This window comes from Vibrio sp. 1-2 (7-a) (assembly GCF_013048515.1).
Taxonomy (GTDB): domain Bacteria; phylum Pseudomonadota; class Gammaproteobacteria; order Enterobacterales; family Vibrionaceae; genus Vibrio; species Vibrio diabolicus.
On record NZ_VHSQ01000001.1, the window covers coordinates 578,745 to 603,080 of the forward strand.

At 45.7% G+C, this 24,336-nt stretch carries 20 protein-coding genes; 11 read left to right on the forward strand and 9 right to left on the reverse strand.

All coding sequences use genetic code 11. The annotated features are described in order from the left end of the window. Nucleotides 1-102 precede the first annotated feature (102 nt). The 6 genes from rpsA to FKN08_RS02685 all read left to right on the forward strand — a co-directional run bounded on the left by rpsA (nucleotide 103) and on the right by FKN08_RS02685 (nucleotide 7,143). Nucleotides 103-1,773 (forward strand): 30S ribosomal protein S1, encoded by a 1,671-nt coding sequence (gene rpsA / locus FKN08_RS02660; protein WP_005385817.1) that lies wholly within the window; start codon nucleotides 103-105, stop codon nucleotides 1,771-1,773. 213 nt (nucleotides 1,774-1,986) lie between these two features. After that, on the forward strand, nucleotides 1,987-2,268 hold the full coding sequence (gene ihfB / locus FKN08_RS02665; protein WP_005385816.1) for an integration host factor subunit beta: 282 nt from the start codon (nucleotides 1,987-1,989) through the stop codon (nucleotides 2,266-2,268). Nucleotides 2,269-2,531: 263 nt separating this feature from the next. Continuing rightward, the gene (locus tag FKN08_RS02670; RefSeq protein ID WP_005397112.1) at nucleotides 2,532-2,828 is read left to right on the forward strand and encodes a lipopolysaccharide assembly protein LapA domain-containing protein; all 297 of its coding nucleotides are present in this window, start codon (nucleotides 2,532-2,534) and stop codon (nucleotides 2,826-2,828) included. An 18-nt stretch (nucleotides 2,829-2,846) separates the two neighbouring features. Then, entirely contained in the window at nucleotides 2,847-4,022 is a 1,176-nt protein-coding gene (lapB, locus tag FKN08_RS02675) for a lipopolysaccharide assembly protein LapB (RefSeq protein WP_005376665.1), read from the forward strand. An 83-nt stretch (nucleotides 4,023-4,105) separates the two neighbouring features. Beyond that, the gene (gene pyrF / locus FKN08_RS02680; protein WP_170891272.1) at nucleotides 4,106-4,807 is read left to right on the forward strand and encodes an orotidine-5'-phosphate decarboxylase; all 702 of its coding nucleotides are present in this window, start codon (nucleotides 4,106-4,108) and stop codon (nucleotides 4,805-4,807) included. 497 nt (nucleotides 4,808-5,304) lie between these two features. After that, nucleotides 5,305-7,143, forward strand: coding sequence for an extracellular solute-binding protein (locus FKN08_RS02685; RefSeq protein ID WP_170891274.1), 1,839 nt, complete (start codon nucleotides 5,305-5,307; stop codon nucleotides 7,141-7,143). Between the two features lie 65 nt (nucleotides 7,144-7,208). Here the strand turns inward: FKN08_RS02685 and FKN08_RS02690 are convergent, their stop codons facing one another. The 9 genes from FKN08_RS02690 to dsrO all read right to left on the reverse strand — a co-directional run bounded on the left by FKN08_RS02690 (nucleotide 7,209) and on the right by dsrO (nucleotide 18,354). Beyond that, complete coding sequence (locus FKN08_RS02690; RefSeq protein ID WP_005397103.1) at nucleotides 7,209-7,448, reverse strand: hypothetical protein; 240 nt, start codon at nucleotides 7,446-7,448, stop codon at nucleotides 7,209-7,211. A gap of 206 nt (nucleotides 7,449-7,654) precedes the next feature. Then, entirely contained in the window at nucleotides 7,655-8,233 is a 579-nt protein-coding gene (locus tag FKN08_RS02695; protein WP_145532900.1) for an ABC-type transport auxiliary lipoprotein family protein, read from the reverse strand. After that, nucleotides 8,233-9,879, reverse strand: coding sequence for an intermembrane transport protein PqiB (pqiB, locus tag FKN08_RS02700; RefSeq protein ID WP_005397101.1), 1,647 nt, complete (start codon nucleotides 9,877-9,879; stop codon nucleotides 8,233-8,235). The genes FKN08_RS02695 and pqiB overlap by 1 nt, the downstream gene beginning before the upstream one ends. Then, the gene (locus FKN08_RS02705) at nucleotides 9,872-11,203 is read right to left on the reverse strand and encodes a paraquat-inducible protein A (RefSeq protein WP_170891276.1); all 1,332 of its coding nucleotides are present in this window, start codon (nucleotides 11,201-11,203) and stop codon (nucleotides 9,872-9,874) included. The genes pqiB and FKN08_RS02705 overlap by 8 nt, the downstream gene beginning before the upstream one ends. A gap of 309 nt (nucleotides 11,204-11,512) precedes the next feature. Next, a complete protein-coding gene (locus FKN08_RS02710; RefSeq protein WP_170891278.1) occupies nucleotides 11,513-12,565 on the reverse strand; it encodes a c-type cytochrome in 1,053 nt (350 codons plus the stop codon). A gap of 8 nt (nucleotides 12,566-12,573) precedes the next feature. Further along, nucleotides 12,574-13,185: a c-type cytochrome gene (locus FKN08_RS02715; protein WP_170891280.1), complete on the reverse strand. Its 612-nt coding sequence runs from the start codon at nucleotides 13,183-13,185 to the stop codon at nucleotides 12,574-12,576. Nucleotides 13,186-13,349: 164 nt separating this feature from the next. Further along, nucleotides 13,350-16,442, reverse strand: a complete 3,093-nt coding sequence (locus FKN08_RS02720) for a tetrathionate reductase subunit A (RefSeq protein ID WP_170891283.1) — start codon at nucleotides 16,440-16,442, stop codon at nucleotides 13,350-13,352. 17 nt (nucleotides 16,443-16,459) lie between these two features. After that, nucleotides 16,460-17,590 (reverse strand): NrfD/PsrC family molybdoenzyme membrane anchor subunit, encoded by a 1,131-nt coding sequence (gene nrfD, locus FKN08_RS02725; protein WP_170891285.1) that lies wholly within the window; start codon nucleotides 17,588-17,590, stop codon nucleotides 16,460-16,462. Further along, nucleotides 17,587-18,354 (reverse strand): sulfate reduction electron transfer complex DsrMKJOP subunit DsrO, encoded by a 768-nt coding sequence (gene dsrO / locus FKN08_RS02730; protein ID WP_145473701.1) that lies wholly within the window; start codon nucleotides 18,352-18,354, stop codon nucleotides 17,587-17,589. The genes nrfD and dsrO overlap by 4 nt, the downstream gene beginning before the upstream one ends. A 180-nt stretch (nucleotides 18,355-18,534) precedes the next feature. Between dsrO and FKN08_RS02735 the strand changes: the two genes are divergently transcribed. The 5 genes from FKN08_RS02735 to FKN08_RS02755 all read left to right on the forward strand — a co-directional run bounded on the left by FKN08_RS02735 (nucleotide 18,535) and on the right by FKN08_RS02755 (nucleotide 24,178). Further along, nucleotides 18,535-20,361 (forward strand): sensor histidine kinase, encoded by a 1,827-nt coding sequence (locus tag FKN08_RS02735; protein WP_170891287.1) that lies wholly within the window; start codon nucleotides 18,535-18,537, stop codon nucleotides 20,359-20,361. Between the two features lie 25 nt (nucleotides 20,362-20,386). Beyond that, a complete protein-coding gene (locus tag FKN08_RS02740; protein WP_170891289.1) occupies nucleotides 20,387-20,989 on the forward strand; it encodes a response regulator in 603 nt (200 codons plus the stop codon). A gap of 101 nt (nucleotides 20,990-21,090) precedes the next feature. After that, nucleotides 21,091-21,489: a hypothetical protein gene (locus tag FKN08_RS02745; RefSeq protein WP_031780603.1), complete on the forward strand. Its 399-nt coding sequence runs from the start codon at nucleotides 21,091-21,093 to the stop codon at nucleotides 21,487-21,489. 65 nt (nucleotides 21,490-21,554) lie between these two features. Beyond that, on the forward strand, nucleotides 21,555-23,666 hold the full coding sequence (locus FKN08_RS02750) for a protein-disulfide reductase DsbD domain-containing protein (protein ID WP_170891291.1): 2,112 nt from the start codon (nucleotides 21,555-21,557) through the stop codon (nucleotides 23,664-23,666). Beyond that, nucleotides 23,663-24,178 carry a protein disulfide oxidoreductase gene (locus FKN08_RS02755; RefSeq protein WP_104975007.1) on the forward strand — a complete coding sequence of 172 codons (516 nt, stop codon included), beginning with the start codon at nucleotides 23,663-23,665 and terminating at the stop codon, nucleotides 24,176-24,178. Before FKN08_RS02750 ends, FKN08_RS02755 begins: the two co-directional genes overlap by 4 nt. Nucleotides 24,179-24,336 lie beyond the last annotated feature (158 nt).

Genomic DNA, 24,336 nt, shown 5'->3' on the forward strand with positions numbered 1-24,336 from the left:
GGCTAGACTAAGAGCGTTGGTCGCAAGGATGATGACTGGCGAATTTAATAACCCCATGCGGTAGGATACCCGTGGAAGTTTAATTTATTGAAGATTAACTAAATGACTGAATCTTTTGCTCAACTCTTTGAAGAGTTTCTAAACGAAACAGAATTCCAACAAGGCAGCATCGTTAAAGGTACTGTAGTAGCTATCGAGAACGGTTTCGTTCTTGTTGACGCTGGTCTTAAGTCTGAATCTGCTATCCCTGCTGAACAGTTCAAGAACGCTGCTGGCGAACTTGAAGTTGAAGTTGGCGCTGAAGTAGACGTAGCTCTAGACGCTGTTGAAGATGGTTTCGGTGAAACTCAACTTTCTCGTGAGAAAGCTAAGCGTCACGAAGCTTGGATCGTACTTGAGAAAGCTTACGAAGAAGCTGAAACTGTTGTTGGTATCATCAACGGTAAAGTTAAAGGCGGTTTCACTGTTGAACTAAACGGTATCCGTGCTTTCCTTCCTGGCTCTCTAGTAGACGTACGTCCAATCCGCGACACTGCTCACCTAGAAAACAAAGAGCTAGAGTTCAAAGTTATCAAACTTGACCAAAAACGTAACAACGTAGTTGTTTCACGTCGTGCTGTTATCGAATCTGAAAACAGCGTTGAGCGTGACGAGCTTCTAGAAACTCTACAAGAAGGTTCTGAAGTTAAAGGTATCGTTAAGAACCTTACTGACTACGGTGCGTTCGTTGACCTAGGTGGCGTTGACGGTCTTCTACATATCACTGATATGGCTTGGAAGCGCGTTAAGCACCCATCTGAAATCGTTAACGTTGGTGACGAGATCCAAGTTAAAGTTCTTAAGTTCGACCGTGAGCGTACTCGCGTATCACTAGGTCTTAAGCAACTAGGCGAAGATCCATGGGTAGCAATCGCTAAGCGTTACCCAGAAGGTCACAAACTAACTGGTCGCGTAACTAACCTAACTGACTACGGCTGCTTCGTTGAAATCGAAGAAGGCGTTGAAGGTCTAGTTCACGTTTCAGAAATGGATTGGACTAACAAGAACATCCACCCTTCTAAAGTTGTTAATGTTGGCGACGAAGTTGAGGTTATGGTTCTTGAAATCGACGAAGAACGTCGTCGTATCTCTCTAGGTCTGAAACAGTGTAAAGCTAACCCATGGCAGTCATTCGCTGAAGCACAAGCTAAAGGCGACAAAGTTACTGGTAAGATCAAGTCTATCACTGACTTCGGTATCTTCATCGGTCTAGAAGGCGGCATCGACGGTCTAGTTCACCTATCTGACATTTCTTGGAATGTTGCTGGCGAAGAAGCTGTACGTGAGTACAAGAAAGGCGACGAGATCTCTGCAGTTGTTCTAGCAGTAGACGCTGAGCGTGAGCGCATCTCTCTAGGCATCAAGCAAATGGAAAACGACCCATTCAATGCTTACGTTGCTGACAACAAGAAAGGTGTTCTAGTTAACGCTACTGTAACTGCTGTTGACGCTAAAGGCGCTACTGTTGAAATCGCAGAAGGCGTTGAAGGTTACATCCGTGCTTCTGAAGTATCTCGCGATCGCGTAGAAGATGCTTCTCTAATCCTAAGCGCTGGTGATGTTGTTGAAGCGAAGTTCACAGGTGTAGACCGTAAGAACCGCGTAATCAACCTATCTATCAAAGCTAAAGACGAAGCTGACGAGCAAGAAGCAATGGCATCTATCAACAAGCAAGATGACAATGCATTCGGTAACGCAATGGCTGACGCTTTCAAAGCTGCTAAAGGCGAATAATATACTCGCTTAAGCAAAAAAGGAGCCGCAAGGCTCCTTTTTTATATTTGAGCATATTTAAGTAGTAATACTAATGACGGTAAACTATCTTAATAAAAGGCATTTCTTCATTGCGCATTTTGCATAAAATTTGTCTAGAATTGTCAGCAAGTGTTTGTTGGAATTAGTATTACTTACTATAATAAGTGATAAAGATACTCAAAGAGGGCAACTATGACTAAGTCTGAACTGATTGAAAGACTCTGCGCTGAGCAAACACACTTATCAGCGAAAGAGGTAGAGGATGCTGTAAAAGATATTTTAGAGCACATGGCCTCTACGCTAGAGAGCGGTGACCGTATCGAGATCCGTGGCTTTGGTAGTTTTTCTCTTCATTACCGCGAGCCTCGCGTAGGTCGTAACCCTAAAACGGGCGATAAAGTGGAATTGGAAGGTAAATACGTTCCACATTTCAAACCTGGTAAAGAGCTTCGTGAGCGTGTAAATATTGGCTAACGCACTCTTATTAGTTTGAAAAAAGCGGCATACGTTTGTGTATGCCGCTTTTTTGTAATGTGTCCAAGCAGTTTACGAAGCGAGCTGTTGATTCTGGCTGTTTTCTTTGCAGCTTTCTACACCCAAGTAACTTTAACTTCTAGGCGTGTCTACAAACTAAGCATCTTGAGGTTACTTGGGTATAGATTATTGCTAATATACGTAGTCTGAAGAAGCATTTTCCTGCATAATCTTACCGACTTACTCCTAGAAGGGTGATGTAAATGAAAATTATAAAAATCGTTGCTGTTTTAGCTCTCTTTTTAATTGCATTGGCGTTAGGTTCCCAAAACCAAGAGCTCGTGACTTTTAACTATCTTCTAGCCAAAGGAGAGTTCCACTTATCTACACTATTAGGTGTGGTATTTGTGGTTGGCTTTGCTTTAGCGTGGGTTATCTTTGGTAGTATCCAGTTGAAAACTCAGCTACAAGTTCGTCGTTTAAAGAAAAAACTGAAAAAGTACGAACCTACAGATGCAAACAAACCTGCTGATAAGCCAGCCATCGAAAAACAGGCATAAGGATAAGGCTTAACTTTAATGCTTGAACTACTCTTCTTGTTATTGCCTATAGCTGCTGCGTATGGCTGGTATATGGGGCATCGCAGCGCTCAGCAAGACAAGCAGAAACAATCTCATCAAATCTCTCGTCAGTATATGACGGGTCTTAATCTGCTGCTCTCTGACCAATCAGATAAGGCTGTTGATCACTTTATTGAATTGCTCCAAGTTGATAACGAGACAATCGATACTCACCTTGCGTTGGGTAATTTGTTCCGGTCTCGTGGCGAAGTCGACCGCGCAATCCGAATTCACCAAAATCTCATTTCTCGCTCTGGCTTAACACTGGATCAAAAGAATCTCGCACTTCAACAGTTGGCGAAAGATTACATGGTCTCTGGTTTTCTCGATCGTGCAGAGAAAATCTTCGAACAGTTAGTCGAAGAGCCAGATTACAAAGAAGCGGCCCTTCAGCAATTGGTAACCATTTACCAACAAACACGTGAATGGGAAAAAGCAATTTATTACGCCAATCAATTGGCTAAGTTGGGTAATAAACGCTCCAGAATGCGTGCGAATATTGCTCATTTTTGGTGTGAAATTGCCATGCTCGACCAAGCCGATGGTAATACTAATAAGGCAATACAGCACTTTAAAAAAGCCCTAGCAGAAGACCCAAAGTGTGTTCGAGCGAGTATTGCTTTGGGACGAATTTATCTAGAGTCTGAAGATTATAAACACACGATAAAATACCTGACGGGTGTGCTTGAGCAAGACAAAGACTTTATCAGCGATGTCTTACCAACCATTGCAGAGTGCTACCATCATTTGGGCCAGGAAGATGAACTTGTAGAGTTTCTGCGAGCTTGTATTGATAAGAAAGCAGGCGTATCAGCCGAGTTAATGTTGGCTCAGTTGGTTGCTCACCACGAGAACGTAGGGGCTGCACAAGAGCTGCTGACCAAACAGCTGCTGAAAAATCCAACCATGAAGGGTTTTTATCGATTAATTGACTACCATATTGCTGAAGCAGAAGACGGGCGCGCGAAGGACAGTCTATCGACGCTACAAGCGATGGTGGGTGAACAGTTAAAAGTGAAACCACACTACCGATGCCGGAAGTGTGGGTTTTCTACTCATTCCCTTTATTGGCACTGCCCATCCTGTAAAGGGTGGGGGACGATCAAGCCAATCCGCGGATTGGATGGTGAATAATTTTAATGCAGCTGGCAGAATTTCTGTCCGCTGCATTTTTTTAACTTTTTATTTAATAAGAACCAAAATAGTTAGGAGATGAAATGATCGACCAAAAAGTTATTGTCGCACTGGATTATGATAACCAAGCAGACGCACTTGCGTTTGTAGATAGAATTGATCCTGCGTCATGTCGCCTAAAAGTTGGCAAGGAAATGTTTACGCGATTTGGTCCTGATTTCGTACGTGAACTCCACAAACGTGGTTTTTCAGTCTTCCTGGATTTGAAATTTCACGATATTCCAAATACGTGTTCTAAGGCGGTCCGCGCAGCCGCAGAATTAGGGGTTTGGATGGTGAATGTGCATGCGAGCGGTGGGGAGCGCATGATGACGGCATCACGTGAAATTCTTGAGCCATACGGTAAAGATCGCCCACTTCTGATTGGAGTAACGGTACTAACCAGTATGGAACAAAGTGATTTAGCGGGTATTGGTTTGAACGTTGCGCCTCAGGATCAAGTTATTCGTCTGGCGACATTGACCAAAAACGCTGGTTTAGATGGTGTCGTATGTTCAGCTCAAGAGTCTTCATTGCTTAAGAGCGAACTTGGTCAAGACTTTAAGTTAGTTACACCAGGAATCCGACCTGCTGGCTCTGAGCAAGGTGACCAGCGCCGTATCATGACACCAGTAGAGGCTATTCAGTCAGGCTCTGACTATCTTGTTATTGGGCGTCCAATTACTCAAGCTGTGGATCCTGCTGCAGTGTTGAAATCGATCAATGATAGCTTGTCTAGTATGTAAGCACAGTCTTGTATTGTATAAAGAAAGGTGAGGCTGTGATGCCTCACCTTTTTTGTATCTAATAAAAATACCAACCGTAGTAAGCAACTGCTCATTTTTACCAGTTATATCTGCTCGCTTACTTGCTTGCTTTAATTGGTGTAGGGGGGATCTTATTCGGATAAAGGTTCTACGGTTTATTATGAGGAAAGTAGGGCTTGGTACTATATCGATCACACTTTTGTAACATAACTCACTGTGATGCATAGAAAATGCGACCATGTATTATTGATGACTTGCGTTACAAAAGCCTAAAGAATACTATGGCGAAGATGCATTCACTGCGTTGTAAGGTCTAGGATGACCTAGTGAAACTCTTTGAAATTAATATAGAAGCTGGCAGGAAGTCACTTCATATTACGCTCCTATTATTTCCTATCTGCGTATTTTCTATTTGCAGCTTTCACACGCCGTCTTCCTTGCTACGACCTTAATCGCAAACACAACAAGGAAGAAACATGACTAAAAAACTGCCATTTTCAGTACTTGCAACATTGACCGCTGCCAGTTTTCAACTGAGTGCGGCAGAGCTACCTGCTGATATAGAATGGATTTCAAATAACAATGAACCTCTGTTCGCCTCTGAAGAAGCGGTACGAGGTGGTACTTATCGTACTTACATTCAGAGCTTTCCTCAGACATTACGAAGTGTTGGTCCAGATGCGAACTCCGGCTTGCGCCAATATTTAATGGATGGTTCACCAAAGCTTGCTCAGCGTCATCCAAATACTGGTAAATGGATCCCCCAACTTGCTAAGTCATGGGCATTTGGAGAGGACAACAAAACCGTATTCTTTAAGCTTGATGAAACGGCCGAGTGGTCAGATGGTGAAAAAATTACGGCAGATGATTACGTCTTTATGATGAAGTACTACACGTCAAAAGACATTATCGACCCGTGGTACAACGACTTCTTCACGAACAGCGTTGTTGGTGTTGAAAAAATTGACGACTACACGATCAAAGTCAATCTTGCTGTAGCTCAAAGTCATGACTCGCTCATGGTTATGATTAACATGCCGAGTAATGGTTTTCAGCCTCGTCCGGAACACTTCTTTGAAGGAGAAAAGGACGCAAATAACGATGGCATGCCTGATAACTTTGTCAGAAAGTTCAACTTTAAATCTGAGCCAACTGCAGCGCCTTACTACATTGATAAAGTGAAGAAAGGTAAGAGCGTGACATTCAAACACGTCGGTGAAGATTGGTGGGGGTATAACAACCGCTACTATAAAAACCGCTACAACGTAGAAAAAGTCCGCATTAAGGTGATTCGCGATCCTGATATTGCCATGAAGCACTTTGAGAAAGGCAACTTGGACTACTTTGAGATGGTGCTACCAAGCTTCTGGCATGACAAAACCGATAGTGATGTGTACAAAAAAGGCTATATCCAAAAGTACTGGGGCTTTAACGAAGCACCACAAGGCGCTGGTGGCCTTTGGATGAACACCGCGATGCCGATGTTGGATAACCTAGAAGTGCGCAAAGGTGTTATGGCAGCGACTGACTATGACGGCATGATTGAAAATATCATGCGTGGAGATTATTCACGTAAACCACATGGACTCGGCTTTGGTCATGGCGAATACGATGATCCTAACAATACACCGCCTAAGTTTGATGCCGATGCGGCGGTTAAACATTTCGAAAAAGCGGGCTTTGACAAAGTTGGCGCAGATGGTATTCGTGTCAACGACAAGGGCCAACGCTTGAGCTTTGCTATCACCTATGGATACAACTCTTGGACACCGCGTATTGCGTACTTGAAAGAGCAAGCGAAACTCGCTGGTCTTGAGTTCACGTTAAACTTGGTTGATGGTTCATCTGCGTTTAAATACATTCTTGAGAAAAAGCATCAGTTAGCGTTCTTGAATATGGGTTCTGGTGAGATTCCTGCGTATTGGGAATATCTACACTCGGATAATGCGAATCGACCACAAACAAATGCTCACACCAACTACAGCAGCCCTGAGCTGGACCAGTTGATTGAAGCTTATGACTCTGAGTTTGATCAGGAGAAGCGTTACGATTTATCGCATCAAATCCAAAACTATGTCAGCAAAGCGAATATCATCGTTCCTGGGTACATGGTGCCTTATTCTCGAGTTGCACATTGGCGCTGGGTTAAAATTCCTAAAGATGGCATGACAAAAGCGACAGAATGGGTGCTTCATCCAATGGATATTGGTAATTTCTGGATCGATACCAAAGTAAAAGAAGAGACTGAGGAAGCGATGGACGAGGGTAAAACCTTCCCAGAGACAACGGTCATTGATGATCGCTACAAGTTGTAACTCCACAACTTAGCGGCGATAAAAATGAAAGCCCCGGTAATTAAGTTACAGGGGCTTTTTTATTTTTACTTAACTAAGTAGGACGCTTCTAAAAGGTAGGTTTTCACATCACCAAGCAAAGAGAAGGCCTTGTCGATGGTTTTAAATCGCTCATCAAGTGAGTCACTAGATATAAGTTGGCTGAACGTTTTTACCGAGAAAGCTTCGTTTGCTTTAAAGAACTGATGCACATTTTCAAGCTGAACTTTATGAATATGCTCCACCTTATTTAGGGCGGTGGTTAAATCGGAAATGTTAATCGACATTGCTACTCAAGAACCTTATCAACAAGACCTCTACATAAGGCCATAGGATGGGGCTTTATATTTTGCCGTAGAGTAGCACCAAAGAACGGATTGCAGTCTGACTAAGATCAATTTGTCTCGCTTGATTATCTACATCTATTTCGATCTAAAAACTTCTCGCAGCACAAAAAGGGAAGCAACTTGCTTCCCTGTAATTAACATCGATCTTAGATTTTTTTGGCAATGTCCGAAGTAAGTTCTTCCAACCCGACGGACAGTGCGTCGACAAGTGCTCCATAGCCTTCGTCCTGTAGAGGCTGAGAGATTTGTATTGGTGCACTGTTTTCTACCTTACCTTCAGCATTGATGAGTAACCATTCCCCCTCAATTTCGATATTGCCTTTGTAGCTACCATTAAATTTATTTAACGTAAGCTGTAGTTTGGCTTCACCATTTTGAACCAACAGGTTGTTCATTTCAGTCGGCCAGTAATGAGTCTGTTTGTGGCGTAGTTCTGTGACGACTCTCTGAGTGATTTGCTCGGAAATACTATGCGCCCATTGATTGTTTCTTGCCTGGATAACTTGAGTCTCAGAGGTTCGGTAAACGATACCACTGTCGTTTAAATAACTTGCCAGTTTTACTGGACGAACAACTAAAGTAGGGCGCTGTGAGATATCAGAAGAGCTCAGAGTCACTGGTTCCGCCTTAGGTAGAAGGTACAAAGCCCCTTTAGTTTCTGGAGTGCTACTGCAACCCGTTAGACCGACAAATAGCGCGATAGACAAAAAGAATACTCGTTTCATTAGTTTTGGCCTTTAACTGGGATTGGGTCACTGATTTCATCTTCTCCAAACACGAGAGAGTTTGGCTTTTCGTTTAGCTGTTTAAGTACGGGTTTAAACTCTGTCATCACGCTTTCTAGTTCTTTGAGCGTGGCTTCCATTTCATTGTACATGGTTGAGTTTGGTCCATAACCATCGAGTGTTTTTTGCAACTGCTGCAAGCTTTGGCGAATATCTGTTGGGATCTCTTGCGTCTCTTTTTGATTTAAAAGTTTATCAATACTGTCCGCGACACGTTCTGCTGACGCCAACGTCTTTTCCGACGTTTTTAACGTTGAATTGAGAGAGTTAAGCGTTTCTTCCATTGGTAAGCTATTAATCTTATTTAGGAAGTCATTGACTTGGCGCTGGACTTGGGCAAAACCACCACGCATGGTTGGGAAAACATCTAAACCTTCAAATTCACTTGGAACGTACTGATCATCATTAGGATAAAAGTCTGCATCAATATAAAGCGCGCCAGTTAACAAGTTACCAGTCTTTAAGGTGCCACGGAGACCGCGAGCAAACTCTTCCTTCAACTTCTCTTTGAACATAGATAAAGATTGGGATTCTAAATCTCCGTACACTCGACCGAGCTCAACGCGCACCAAAACAGGAATTTTTTTCGCAGAGAAGTTTTCTTCTGGTGTTGGTAAACGCATCGGTACTCTCGTTACGGTACCAATACGAAGACCGCGGTACTCAACAGGCGCATTCGCTTTTAAGCCACGGACAGATTCATCAAATAACATGACGAACTCAATGTAGTCATCGTACATACCCTCTCTCAGCTGCTTAATATCATCGTATAAGCGGAAGTTAACCATGTCTTCTGTGAGTGGTTCACCGGACTCAAGGCCTGGAACAGTATCGAAGGTAACGCCACCCGTTAGCATGCTCTCTAGCGAGCCAAACTTAACTTCAAACCCTTCGGCATTGAGCTGTAAATCAACACCAGAATTCAGCCAAAACTTAGTACGAGTGCGCACTAAACTGTCATAAGGTTTGAAAATAAAGAGTTGATACAGCGCCTTGCGAGTATCAACATCAAAGCTGGTTTTCTCTACACGACCAACGGTAAAGCCTTTATAAATAACCGGGTCACCAACACCTAGTTTGCCAGCTTCGCGGTGCGTTAATACAAGACGCAGGCCTTCTGCATCAGGAGAAGCGACCGGTGGCACATCTAATACCGTAAAGTGCTCCTTTTCTACTTTGGATTTACCCGGCTGAAGTTGGATGTAAGCGCCAGAGAGCAAGGTCTCTAAACCTGAAACGCCATCACGGCCAATTCGAGGCTTCACCACCCAAAACATCGTGTCATCTCGCAGCATGCGCTCCGCGTCTTTATTCATCTGCGCTTTGGCGATGATGTGATCATAGTTCTCACTGAGAGTGACTTCGGTAATCAGACCGACTTTAACATTCAATGCTCGGATCTCGGTTTTACCAACCTCAATCCCATCTGCGGTCGGCAGTTGGAGAGTAATTTGTGGGCCTGTACTGTTGATGTATTGGAACAGCATCCACGCTCCCATGGCTAGCGCAAGGATCGGGACAATCCAGATCGCAGAAATCTGCTTTTGCGGTTTTATTTGAGCGGTTACGTTGTTCTCATCACTCATATTTGGCTTTCTCGTTTAAGTTGTCAGAAATCGGCTCCTGCACTTCGTTTTGTGGCAACTGCCACAACAAACGTGAGTCAAATATCATTGCAGAAAGCATAGTGAAAATGACCACTGCCGCGAAAGAGAGCGCAGCAGGGCCTGGATAAATCGCCATTAAGTTTTGCAACTGAACCAGTGCAACTAAGATGGCAACGACAAAGATATCGATCATGGACCAACGACCAATAAACTCAGTTAAGCGGTATATCTTTAAGCGTGAAATACTTTCTTCAGGAGGAAGATATCGCGCTTTTTGCGCATTGTAATACAGCCACGCGAGTGCCAGCATTTTCGCCATTGGAATGAATACGCTAGCAAAGAAAATTACCATCGCAATAGGGTAAGAACCTAAATGCCAAAGCAGTATTACCCCTTCCATGATAGTCGAGCCTTCTGAATGTCCAAGGCTTACGGTATACATCATTGGATAAAGATTCGCGGGGATATAGAAAATGACTGACGCAAACAAAAGCGCCCAAGCTTTTTGTAAATTATCTGCTGGGTTGTATTTATGAATAGGGCTTTTACAACGAATGCAGTATTGGTGCTTTTTCGCTTCAATTGGGTTGAGTTGGTGACACGTATGGCAACCAATATGGTTGTGGTTATGGTGCGTATCGCCCTCATTTACATCGGGCAGCACGATGGCTGGAATGAAGTGTCCCCAGAGCCAGCTTTTGTCAACCATAGAAATACATTTGACTACCAGTACGGTATAAACGCAGAACGCCCAGAATGAAGTCCCCATTCCAATGTCTGCCAGAGAAGCGATTTTAATTAAGCTGACTAATACGCCAATCAAGAATACATCGACCATCAGCCAGGGTTCGACTCGAAACAGAAGGCGACATAAAACTTTCGTCATTCGTTGCTGTTTTTTGGATGGCGTATGTTTACGCGCTTTTAATGCTTCGAGATGAAGAAAGAGAATGAGACCGACATAGATAGCAGGCAATACGACGACCGTTGCGAGAAGTAACACACCTAAAAGTACATTTTGAAATTCAGCCAGCATTTTGGCTGCATGCAATAAGGTGATTTCTTGCGATAGCCCTTGCACACTGAACGACATAAAAGGAAAAGAAATGCTTAACACCAACATGATCAAACATGCCGATGAAATGGCGATCACGCTTTGATAGGGTTTAGCATTCACTTTTGTCAGAGAATGCGCGCATCGAGGACATTGAGCTTTTTGCCCTTGATCGATATCGGGAATACGAACAACAAGGCCGCATTCTTCGCATGAAATTAACTGACGGGAATTAGGTTGAATACTCATCGGGTAGGTTTTGGATTCATTTGTCCTAAGAATACTCTTTTTTCATTAGACACGCTTGTTTTGATTCAGGAGTTTACGAGTTTCTTACTTTTGCAATCGCCGTACTCGTGTTGCTAAAACATGCCAAGCAATGCTGAAAAGTATGCAACATTTTACTGCTAGGGTTTGAAATTGGGAAGTCGTTACCGCATAGAAGTGGTTTGAGTGAAGCAAATGAAATGGTGATCTTTGGGATGAGAGAAAGAACCTGCCCAAGCATAGGGCAGGAATGTACATAAGGATATAGTTATACGGCAAGCTCTAACGTTGCTATTCAACCGTTCCGCTTGCAAATGCGTTTTTACCTATTTGCTTACCGTTTAGTGTTTTGCCGTAGTAACCTTGGTGCTGGTGGTATTTTTCAGCATTTGCGGTGACGCTGCCTTTAAATCGAGGATCTTGTGGGCGTTCGTGACTATTGATGTACGCAGCAACGTCCCAAGCTTCTTGCTCAGTCAGCTGCACACTTTTTCCAAGTGGCATGTTCTCATAAATAAAATAGGCCGCAGTGTTAATGCGGTGCATACCTGCACCCCAGTTATACGCAAATTCGCCCCAAAGCGGAGGAATGTATGAATGGCCGTCGGTGCCTTTGATACCCGAGCCGTCGGCGCGATGGCAAGTTTCGCAGTTCTTTTCGTAGACCAGTGCGCCTCGCTCTGGTGATGGTTCTTGCTCAGGGGCGGCGATTTTTGGGTAACCACGTCCAGAGAGATTACCTCGTTCTTCAATTGGTAATGCTTGTGCGATGGCTTCGGGCAACGGGAAGTCTTTTGCTTTTCCACCAACTTGCAACGCTTTAGCGTCTAGCTCTGGAATGGGTTCATCCGTCATACCATGTTTGTCGAGCAAGCCGCCCATCGCCAACCAGTAGGCGTAAGCACTAAGAGCAACAATTTCTGGCGAATCGTAAGCGGGCGCTTTACCGTTCATGGAATATTCGAAACAACCCTGGATACGGTCAGCATAGTTGTTTACGCGATCGTTTTTCTTGCGATAAGCCGGGTAGGCCATGTAAGCCGCCCACAGCGGTGCTGCATTGGCTTTTCGTCCTGCTTCCATATGGCAGTTCACACAGTTTTGCTCATTGCCAACGTATTTGCCGCGCATCTGTTGCGAGTTAACAAATAGGGAATAACCACGTTTTACTTGCTCACCAAAGGCGGTGTTTGGAATTTTACTCAGATCGCGAGGCTGCAAATATTCACCGTGATTTTCTTTTTCTATCGCAGGTAGCTCTTTCTGGCGGTCCGGTAACGGGTCGTTCGCTAGTACGAGCGTAGAAATGAAAGGCAGTGCGAACAAAGAATAGAAACGTTTCATGACTGCTCCTAGTAACGTAATGAGGCAAAGTAGTAAGCAAGGTTTTCGATCTCTTTGTCAGTGAGATTTTTTGCGATGGTCCCCATCATATTGAGCGGATCGCCACTGCGAGTGCCGTTTTTCCATGCCATCAATTGCGTTTTTAAGTAATCAGCATGTTGGCTTGCGAGGCGAGGGAATTTGTCGACGCCCATTCCGCTGGCTCCATGACAAGTCGCGCAAGCTGGAATGTTTCTATTCCAATCACCTTGGAAGATTAATTTACGATACGGGTTACGAATGTCGGCTTGGTCGCCGCGTTGCTCTGGGTTAGTGAACTCGTAGCTTGGAAGGTTAGCAAAGTAATCCATGACTTCTTTACGAACGGCAGGATCGCTAAGCTCTTTCGCCATGCCTTGCATGACCACATTTTGGCGTTCACCACTAAGGAATAGTTCGATTTGAGTGTTGAGATAATTCGCGTTCAGACCAGCGATCATCGGAGCGATATTTGGTTGACCCATGCCATCTTGGCCGTGACAACCACTACACACGCTGGCTTTTTCCGGAATAGACGAGGCGCTTGCGCCCATTGTGGTTGCCAGCAAACAGGCCGTCACCACAGGTAGTATTTTTGACATGCTGACTCACTTTAATTGTTATTAATATCTCCAAGTGTCTACTGTGATAGTGACTTGGGTGCTGTATTGTCGGCTTTATCAATAACTAAAGGTATTGTGGATTTCCACATATTTAGAGGATGGGAAGAGCTGCTAAATGGCAGCTCTTCAGGTTTGGTTGTCTACTAAGCTTTGCGGATTTTGGCTGGTAATGATTGGCGAGCCGCGGCTCCTACCACCCAATCCAACAACACGCCTTTCCCTTCTCGGGTTGGGTCAATTAATCCGATGTCGTTAATGTTGACACCATCTTGGCTGCGAGTTTTTATGGGTTGCTGTTTATCGCCGATCCAGTGCGAGCGTTGTCCTAGCTCGGTATGACCAAAACCATGTTCAAATCCTAGTGTGCCAGGGCGAATCCCGCTGACTATCATCGCAAGTGCTTTGGTGCTTGCAGATGGCGTTTCGATAACAAACTCATCACCCGTTTTAATGCCTGCGTGTTCGGCATCGACTGGATGGATGTACACTGGGTTTACGCCTTTGATCGAGTTCAACCTTGGCGATAGGTTGGATACCGCACTGTGAATGTTGGATTTAAAGTTAGTCAGGCTGAAAGGCCATTCTGAGCTTGGGAACTGGTCTTCCATTGGTGTGCCGTCGGCCAGTTTTTGTGGATGCCATGTTGGGCAACCCGTGTAGAAATCTCCCGTCATGGTGTTTCTTGCGCTGCCGACACGTTCATTCCATATCGCAACAGGTCGTGTCCATTTGTGCTTCATTTGATCACCTTGATACGCTTCGGTTGCATTTTCAAAGCGTCCGCCGCGAGCAAAAATAAACGCCACTCGTTTCATCTCATCCGCTGTTAGCGTTCTTTGCATCGCTGGCATTAAACGCTCTAAGCCTGACCATGCAATGTCTTCTGCCGAAACTTCAGGCACGCCGCCTTTCACATAAGCCAAGTTTGCTGCAGCTCGCAAATAGAAATCTTCGGCGCGATGGAGAGCGTGCCAGTTGCCTTGTGCATCTTGAATTGCATTGTCACCAAAACCGCCCAGCTGCATTTTCTTAGCAACATCAATCAGAAAGTTCTCTAAGCAAATCGAGCGACCGTCGGCGGTTTTCTCTGTTCGCGCTTCCACTATCGGCCAACGAGCGGTGACGGTTTTCACCGGAACATCGTGCCAAGGCGTTGCCATGCCCCAGCTTTCGTAAGTAACGGTGTCCGGCACAATGTAATCCGACAACGCGGTGGTTTCGTTAATGAACGCATCAACAGACACAATCAAACCGAGCTGCTTTGGATCTTTAAGCTTGTCTTCCAGCAGTGTTTTCAAACCGGGTACACCATACATCGGGTTCGCCATGTGGTTGATCCACGCTTTAACGCGATATGGATACCCATCAATAGCCGCAGATAGGTGCTCTGTCAGCAGTGGCGCGGCAAACGGATACCAAGGGGCGCGAGTTGGGTAAGGGGATTCACCTGCCTCAACGCGACGTTTGTATTCGCTGGTCTTGTGGTATGGGAATTTACTGCGCGATAGAAAGATACCTCTCGGGCCGACTTTGCCAGCAAACTTGGTGAAGTCGTAACGAGGACCCGCAGCGGAAGTTGGGTAGCCACCCGCTTTCGCCATCGCTCCGCCTTTCATGTTGATGTTTCCAATCAACGCATTGAGCATCATGATGGTAAACGAGTTATAGAACCCATTGGTGTGCATGTTGCCACCGTGGGTATCGACCACCGCTTTTGTTCCGTAACTGGTGAAGCGCTTTGCTAGTTCAACAATTTGTTCGACAGGAATCTCACATTGTTGGCTGTAGAACTCAAGGCTGTATTTAAACGCCTCTTCTTTGAGTCTTTGCAGGGAAGATTTTACTCGCACTTCGCCTGATGCAAGCGAAACCGTTTTATCGACAAACAGTGCCGCTTCCCCTGTCTGGGTATGAACACCAAATTCGCCGCTTTGAGCATCCACGATGACGTACGGATCGGAATCAGACAACGCTTCGCCCTCGAATGGCAGATTCAGATCCGACGCGCGTAAAAACGTGCCGTTTCTCGGGTGCTGCTCATCGCTTATCACGAGATGCGTAGCATTACACCAGTGCGCTGTGCCTGCACGTTTCATCGCATTCGCCCCCGGCTGCGCCAAGAAGGTTTTGTTGTAGCGTTGGTTTTCGATGATCCATTGGATCATGCCAAGCACGAGGGCAGAGTCGGTGCCCGGTTTGATTGGTACCCAGCGGTTGTTGTCACCGGCAGCCAAGCTCGATGAACCCGCAGGCAAACTTGGCGTGATGATGGTGTATTCCAAGCTACCTTTTGTTCGCGCATTGGCGAGTTGGCGCGCCTGACGCTTAAAAGGGTTGCCAGCTTGAGCTGGCGACATACCGATGAAGATGATGTATTCCGCATTATCAAAGTCTGGCTTTAAGTGTGCGTTCTTATCTAAATCGTTCATAAATGCGCCGCTACCAGCACGAAATGCGTAGCCACAATAAGAGCCATGATGCCCAAAGTTACGCGTACCAAAGCTGTTGAACGCGAAGCGTTTGAAGATGTCGTCTCGGCCTTCGTTACCAGCATTGGTCATTAACAGTTGATTGGCTTTCGGGCCATATTCTGGGTTTTCAGGATCTACGGGCGTTGTTAAATCGCGAATGTCGCGTAAGCCATCAACATGACCTTCACCAAATAAATCACCACCTTCAACGACTTCTTCTATCAATTGCTCGTAGCTGATCGGAATCCATTTTCCTTCGCCGCGTTTGCCAACTCGTTTCAGCGGTTGAGTGATGCGGTACGGACTGTTGCGAATTTCTAGCATCCCGTTTCCACGTGCGCAGGCGGTGGAGCGACCTTCAAGGCCCGCTTCTCCTGCCAAACTTAAATAAGCATCTTTGACTGGCGTTTCGAACGGAATGTGTTGCTGATGAGAGAGTGGGTGATATGGGTTGCCAGTAATACGCAAAATCTCGTCGTTGCGGTTATCAATGCGTACACGCAACCCGCACAGTGACCAACAACCAAAGCACATGGATGGCGCAACGCGCTGATTTGGATTCGGGATTAGGTTGCCTTTGTTGTTGACCTTGTATTCTGGTTCAAGCGAGTTACCGTGGTGAATATCACGCGTTTTTTCTCCGGCGGTGCCTTCAAGCGCACCTTCGACCATATGTTTGGTTGTGGTGGCGTAACCCGCAGCGAATGCGCCAAGCCCACCCACTGCAATGCCTGATTTCAAAAACTGACGGCGTTTGTTATCCATGATGAAATCTCCTTTGATTAGCGTTCAGTTAAGGTGAGTGATGAGGCTTTTGCTTCGATATTTGGTTTTGGCTGAACCAGCTCCGAGCCGAGCAGTGCCAGTGCAAGCCACAATCCGAGCATGCCGATAATGCCTATCCAGCCATTTCCATCCATAGTGAGTTGGTATGGATACAGCCCTGCATCGAACTTGGCGATGGTTTGTACTTCCATGATGGTAAACCAGCGAATCAGCCACGCACTTGCCAACGTGATCAACGACAGGCACAAGGTGCCCATGACATGATACATACGAGACGTTGTTGACGATTTGGCGTTTCTCATCGTCATAAGCGCGAAGATGATGCTGCCTAAAATAACCAAAGTGAGCAGAGCTATATTTTGTATCCATTGCTCGCTGGAATAGAGTGAAAATGCGGAATTGTTGGATGCCCAAATGGGTAGGAGAATCAGCGTCAGAACGCCGCTCGTTACCACCGATTTTTTCAGTAAATTAGTATCGCCAGATGTCAGCGTCTTTGACTGACTAGGCAGCAAGAGCCAAATCAGCAGAGCGAAGCCGACTGCGCCCATAAAAGCAGTAACAAACCAAAGAATCGGTGACGCTGGTTGGTGCCATAACGAGCGTGATTTTACGACCGCAATTTCAGCGCCTGTGTAGACTGCAATGGTTATGCCTGATAGCACCGTGATGGCGGACACCATAAGCATGGCTCTACGAGAGAGCACCCATTCACCCAGTGACAGCTTTGAAATTAGAGGCAGTACTTTCCCTGGCTGATTACGTAAGTTGATCAGATTCTGGCGGAGATACAGCCATGCAGTCACTACCGCTAAACCTGAGAAAACAGGCAAGAAAAGCGATCCTAAAGACATCCATGACCACGGCGTGATGTGCGCGTAAAAATGCCATGCGCGTCCCGGTTGGTGTAAATCACCAGTTAACGCTAATGGCCCCACGATGGCGCCGATGGCCAGCGTCAGCACAAGCGCAGCGCGCAGTCTGTGGCTGGTGTGTTTTTCAAATAATAGGGCGATTAGGAATAAAATAGCAGCCGCATAAGCCGAACCGATGTAGAAGAAATACTGTACCGCCCACGGGAGCCAAGCCATCGCTTGAGGTTGGACTAACACTTCGGTGATGTTCATGCGCGATCTCCTTGTGGGTCGTAAATAGCTGGTTGTCCGTCGATATGGCTGGTAAAGCGTTCATCCATGCCGATATAAAACACGTGTGGATTGGTACCTTCATTGGGTTTTAGCACTTTGATGTCGTCTTGGTGCTTCGCAATTAAGCGGCGGACTTCACTTGATGGATCATTCAAATCACCAATTACACGTGCACCGCCAACACAGGTTTCCACGCAGGCAGGCAATAGACCTTGTTCTAGACGGTGAGCACAGAAGGTACATTTATCTGCGGTGAGGGTGTCCTCATTGATAAAACGCGCATCGTAAGGGCAAGCTTGTACGCAATACGCGCAGGCGACGCAGCGACTGTTATCCACCATGACAATGCCATCTTCGCGCTGAAAGGTCGCTTGAACCGGACAGACAGCCACGCAGGGTGGGTTTTCGCAGTGGTTACAAAGGCGAGGCAGCATAAAGGCTTTCGCTTCTCGCGTGGTTGTAGAGCCATCATCCAGCGTGACTTCGTACTGCTTTACTGTGGTTCGGAACTGACCGATAGGCGCTTGGTTTTCAATGCTGCAACCCACAGTGCAAGCCTGGCAGCCGACGCATTTACGCAAATCCACCACCATGGCATAACGTTTCCCCACTTGTCCTTTTCGGTCAGCGGACTGGTTATTTCGAATAATGTTTCCCGCAGTTGCCGTGCCAATGCCTGCGACTGGAATTAACGCGGCTCCGGCTGTGACCGCGCTGAGAAAGCGACGTTTGGTGGAATCCATAACTCACCTGCTTTTTTTGTTGTATTTGAATTGACTGATTCCATTGTGAGAAATGCACCGCGAGGCTTATATTGTGGATTTCCACATACCCAGATCAAACTTGATCTAAAACAAATGTGGTTTAGGGAAGGTAGCTGTTATTCTTGCTTCATTATTTTCGAAGGAACGATTCGACTCATCATGAACAAAACGCCACGGTTGCTTCAGTTTTGGATTCTTTGCTTGGTTGTCTTTGCATCTTTAGCTCAGGGCGCTGTTTCTGAACAAGCAGATCTGCAAGAGCAAAAAGCAGAGCAGCCACAGGCCAAGCAAAAAGTCGAAGTGGGCGTGTTAGCGATACGTGGTCATCTTTATGCCGAGCAGAGATGGCAACCGACCATTGATTGGCTCAATCAGCAAATTTCCGATGTGCATTTTGTCCTTCATCCCCTTAACTTGGATGAAATGGGCGAAGCGGTGAAGTTTCAGACCATGGATTTCATCTTAACTAACCCAGGTCAGGCAGTGCGGTTGGGTAGGCAATACGCACTGTCGTGGATGGCAACGCTAACCAGCAGAGCACCACAAAACTCGAATTACGGCATTGGTTCGGCGCTGGTGGTTCGAGCCAATTCAAGTTATCAAACGGTGCAAGATGTCTCAGGACGTCCTGTTGCGGCGGTATCAGAAAAAGCGTTTGGTGGTTATCTAACGATGCGCTATCAAATAGTCAAAATGGGGCTTAATCCAAACGATTTCTTTTCTGATGTCCGCTATCTTGGTTTTCCTATTGATGCCAACCTGTATCAATTACGTGATGGCAATGTGGAAGCGGCCGTTGTCCCTGCTTGTTTATTGGAACAGATGCTAAGTGAAGGGCTTTTACAACCGAGTAATTACCGAGTTTTAAATCAACAGCCGAACGAGCGCTCGTTATGCGCTGTTTCCACACCGCTTTATCCTAACTGGTCATTTGCCAAAACAGAGCGCGGCTCAGCTCAGATCGCCAAACAGATTGCGCAAGTATTGTTAGCGATGCCACCTGAACGCCCTGCGGTTATTGCGGCAGGCGCGTCAGGTTGGACGTCCCCCGTCAGCTTGCTGAGCATCGACAAACTTTATCAGGCGTTGGATCTCCATCCGTTGCAACAACCTTGGTGGAGTGAGGCTCTACGCTGGCTGCGTAGTCATCAAGAATGGGCATGGGCGCTGTTCATGTTTGTGATTGTGTTGAACGCGTACCACTTTTGGCTTGAGTATCGATTTAGCAAGAGTAAGCAAGCGTTGGAGCAGACATCGTTACGATTAAAAGAGAAAAGTGAACAGTTAGAACATTCACAAAGGGTCGCGATTGTCGGAGAAATCGGCACTAGTCTTGCTCATGAACTCAATCAGCCATTGGCAGCCATTCGCAATTATAGTGAAGGCGGTTTACTTCGCTTGGCCAAAAAACGCCCACATGAAGATATTATCCCTGTACTTGAGAAAATACAGGGCCAAGTTGAAAGAGCCGATGCAATTATTCAGCGATTAAGAACGTTGATTCGCAAGCGCAGTGTCGACAAAACGTCGTGTGACCTTCAACTACTCATTGATGACACGATTGAGTTGCTCCATTTTAGAATGCAGAAGCAAAACATTTCTATTGTGGCCAGTATAGAAGGGAACATTCGTCCGTTACTTGTCGATGCAGTTGGCGTACAACAGGTTTTAGTTAATGTGATCAGCAACGCGATTGATGCGTGTACTTTGTTCCAAGAGAAATATCACTCATCAGGTTATCAAGGTAAAATTGCCCTGCATTGCGATTACCAAATCAGTCAACTCTCTATTCGAGTGTTAGACAATGGTACAGGGTTGCAGCAAGAGAATCCGACTCAAGCGTTTGTGAGTAGCAAAGAAGAAGGGCTTGGGCTGGGGTTGGCCATTTGTCGCGATGTGATGGAAATGCATGGTGGCGAGTTTGTCATCAGCTCGATAGCACCACATGGTTGTTTGGTTGAGCTTGTGTTTCCATATCAAAACTAATCTGAACTAGGCATAGGAGCATTCAATGAGCAGCGGTGAAAAGCAGCTACCTGTTTTTGTAGTCGATGATGATGAATCGGTGCGTGACTCGCTCGCTTTTATGCTGGAAGAACATGATTTCAACGTCACCACTTTTGCTGATGGGCAGTCTTTCCTCGATGAGGTGGACGTTCAGCAAGCGGGGTGTGTCATTCTTGATAGTCGAATGCCAAATCTTCGTGGTCAGCAAGTCCATCAAATTTTAAATCAAGCCAACAGTCCCTTGGCCGTTATTTACCTGACCGGACATGGTGATGTCCCGATGGCGGTCGATGCATTACAAGCTGGCGCGGTCAATTTTTTCCAAAAGCCAGTCAAAGGCGATGAGTTGGCACAAGCCATTTTGCAGGGGCAAGTGCAGTCGGCTGCAAACCTTGATATGGCGGCGGCAAAATCGGCGTATGAATCGCTCACTCCCAGAGAAAAAGACATTTTACGTTTGATCATTGCAGGCAAGCGCAACATTCGAATTGCTGACGAACTTTGCATTGCAATGCGCACGGTTGAAGTACACCGCGCTAACCTATTGAAAAAGTTCTCAGCGAAAACCGTCGCAGAGTTGGCATATATTTATGGCAAGCTAGATTAGAGCTTAGTGAGTGAAGCTTCTTAATGTTATTTGTGGATACAACTTGAGCTTTATGACGACTCGCGTATTATCTTCTTCGTTCCTACTTTATCTGAATTCTTATGAGTTTATTGACTAAACGACATCACACACCACATAAACGGGTGAAATGGCTACTAGCGATTATTGGCTGGGTGGTTGTCGTGTGTCTGATGCAAAATTCAGGTTTTGCATCGTCATGCTCTATGAAGTACGAGACGGTATCGCCTGCTGTTTCACTTACTGATGAGGGTTCGAGCGTCAAGTCGATTGATGCTAAAGAAACTAGCAAATGCGAATTGTCTGAAAAGTTAATTCAATTTTCTCAACATCAGATCGATGCATTTATTGTTGTTCTGTTTGTCGGTCTTTTGGCGTCGGCTATTTGGATGTGCTGCGCTTATATTCGCGCACAATATTGGACGGAGCCGATAGGTCGTAAGTATCGAGTCCATCTGACTTTCTGTGTATTCCAAGAATAAAAACGTGCTTTCTGACCAATAACGTCAGCGGTTTAGCACATTTGTTTTTATTATTAGGAATTACTATGAATCAAATTACCAAACTGACTCAGTTCGCGTCTATGTTCTTTATGACGCTGGCTTTGAGTTTGTTCTCTCTGAATATTTCAGCACAAACTACCGATACCGGTTGGATGACCAACCCGCAACATCCTCCAGTGCAAACGCGCTTTGTACTAACGGGTCAACAAGATCTGCAAGCCAAAACACTTACAGGTTATTTGGATGTCAAGTTAACCGGAGACTGGAAAACTTATTGGCGATCGCCGGGCGAGGGTGGTGTCGCGCCATCGATAGATTGGCAAAACTCGCAAAACCTGAGCAAGGTTGATTGGCAATGGCCATATCCGCAAAAGTTCGAGTTATTGGGCATTGAGACTCTCGGTTACAAAGGCGACACTTTGTTCCCAATGACGCTGCATATCGACGATATGTCGAAACCCGTCACGATTGATGCAGTGCTCACGCTTTCTTCCTGTACGACGATTTGTGTGCTGACGGACTACCAAATCCAATTGACGTTCTTACCTTCTGAGCTGAAAGTGGACGAAGACGTGATGTTCAGTTACGCCCAAGCGGCGAGTAATGTTCCTCAATCTTCGCCTTTTGTTGAGGTCACGCAAACAAATTGGGATGTGACTCAATCCAAATTACAAATCAAACTAAAGAACACGCAAGGTTGGCAAAATCCTCAAGTGTTGGTGGATGGTGTTGGTGATGCGATTCGTGACTACAGCTTTAAGTTGGATGGACTTCAGCAAGAAGGTGATATCGTCACAGCAAATTACTCGGTTGATACCTGGCTGGGTGAGGTAGAGCTTAATGAACAATCGTTATATGTTTCTATCAAAGATGATAACTTGCTGGTCGAAGAGGTAACACAAGCACAAGCAGGAGCGGTTACATCGTCACTGCCAACTACCTCTTTAGCGAGTATTTTCTTATTTGCACTGTTAGGCGGTTTGATTTTGAACATCATGCCGTGTGTTCTTCCGGTTTTGGGGATGAAGCTCAGCAGTATTGTGGCTGCGCATGGTGTAGAGCGCCGTCAAATTCGTACCCAGTTTATCGCTTCTTCTCTGGGGATTCTCACTTCGTTCTGGCTGATAGCTGGATTCATTTTGGTGTTGAAGCTTACGGGTAACGCGATCGGTTGGGGCGTGCAATTTCAAAGCCCTTGGTTCCTAGGATTGATGGTACTAGTCACTGCTTTGTTCGGCGCCAATATGTTGGGGTTATTTGAAATCCGTCTGTCATCGGGTACCAATACATGGCTCGCATCGAAAGGTGATAACTCTCTAGTGGGTCACTACGTTCAAGGTATGTTCGCTACTTTGCTTGCGACACCTTGTTCCGCACCGTTTTTAGGCACTGCCGTTGCTTTTGCCTTGGGCGCGGACGTATTAACGTTATTTGCAACCTTTACAGCATTAGCATTGGGTATGGCACTGCCTTGGATCTTAGTCGCTGTGTTTCCAAGTATCGCGCTAAAACTACCAAAGCCTGGTCCATGGATGAATGTCGTTAAGATCGTGTTTGGCATAATGATGTTGGCAACCAGCGTTTGGCTACTTTCATTAATGGCAAATCATGTACCGATGTTATGGATTGCACTCATCGCTGTGGTTGCTTTTGTCGTCATGATGGCAAGAGTTAAGCGTGTGTATGGTGAGAAAGTACTTGCTGTATCAGGGACCGCATCGTTAGTGTTAATAGCTGGCGGCTTACTACTTGGCAGTGTCACTGCTGACCAGTGGGCAACGCCACTTCCGGATGATCTAGCTTGGCAAAAGCTTTCTAATTCAGCAATTGAAGAGCACGTCAGTAATGGGCGAGTGGTGTTTGTGGATGTGACTGCGGATTGGTGTGTCACGTGTAAAGCGAACAAGATCGGCGTGATCTGGCAAGATCCTGTCTACTCATTGCTGCAAAGCCCTAATGTGGCGACGTTAAAAGGAGATTGGACACATCCGGACGGCTCGGTAACGGACTTTTTACGAGCTCATGGGCGTTACGGCGTGCCGTTTAACATCGTCTATGGCCCGGCGGCGCCACAAGGTATCCCGTTACCTGTGATTCTGACTAATGATGTTGTTTTAAGCGCGGTGAAACAAGCGAGTGGGGGAACCATTCAATGAGTTCGACAAAGCAGCGTAGAACATTCCGATATTGGCTCATTCAAATCGTACAGATGGTGCTCATTGTCACCGTTATTTCTATCGCGATGGATTGGTATCGCACCAAAGATATTCCTAAACAAGAGGCACCACCATTGAGCTCCGTATTGAGCGATGGTGAATACTTCGATGCAATCGCGCAAAGTCATGAACAACCTGTCGTTGTTTATTTTTGGGCGACTTGGTGCCCCGCTTGTAAATTTGTAAGCCCAAGCGTGAGCTGGCTGAGTGATGACTATGCCGTAGTTGGTGTTTCTGGCTCATCAGGGCCAAATGAGCGTGTGGCGCAGTTTATGCAGGCAAAAGAATATCGTTTTGAAAACATAAACGATCCTTCAAGCGATATTATGCGTGAATGGAAAATTAGCGTGACTCCAACCATTTATATTTTAAGAAATGGTGAAGTGACCTCTATTACGACAGGCATCACAACGCCGATAGGAATATTGGCGAGAATTTGGTTGGCTCGATAACGAAATAAAAATCCGATATTCAAAATATTGAGTATCGGATTTTTTTGTTGTCCTAAACAACCAGTCTGTCACATACCATAAAGAACTAGTTAACCAATAAGTGTCTAGATGCTTATTGCGTGCTACATTCGAGCATCGTTCTGGTTATCAAGGAGGAA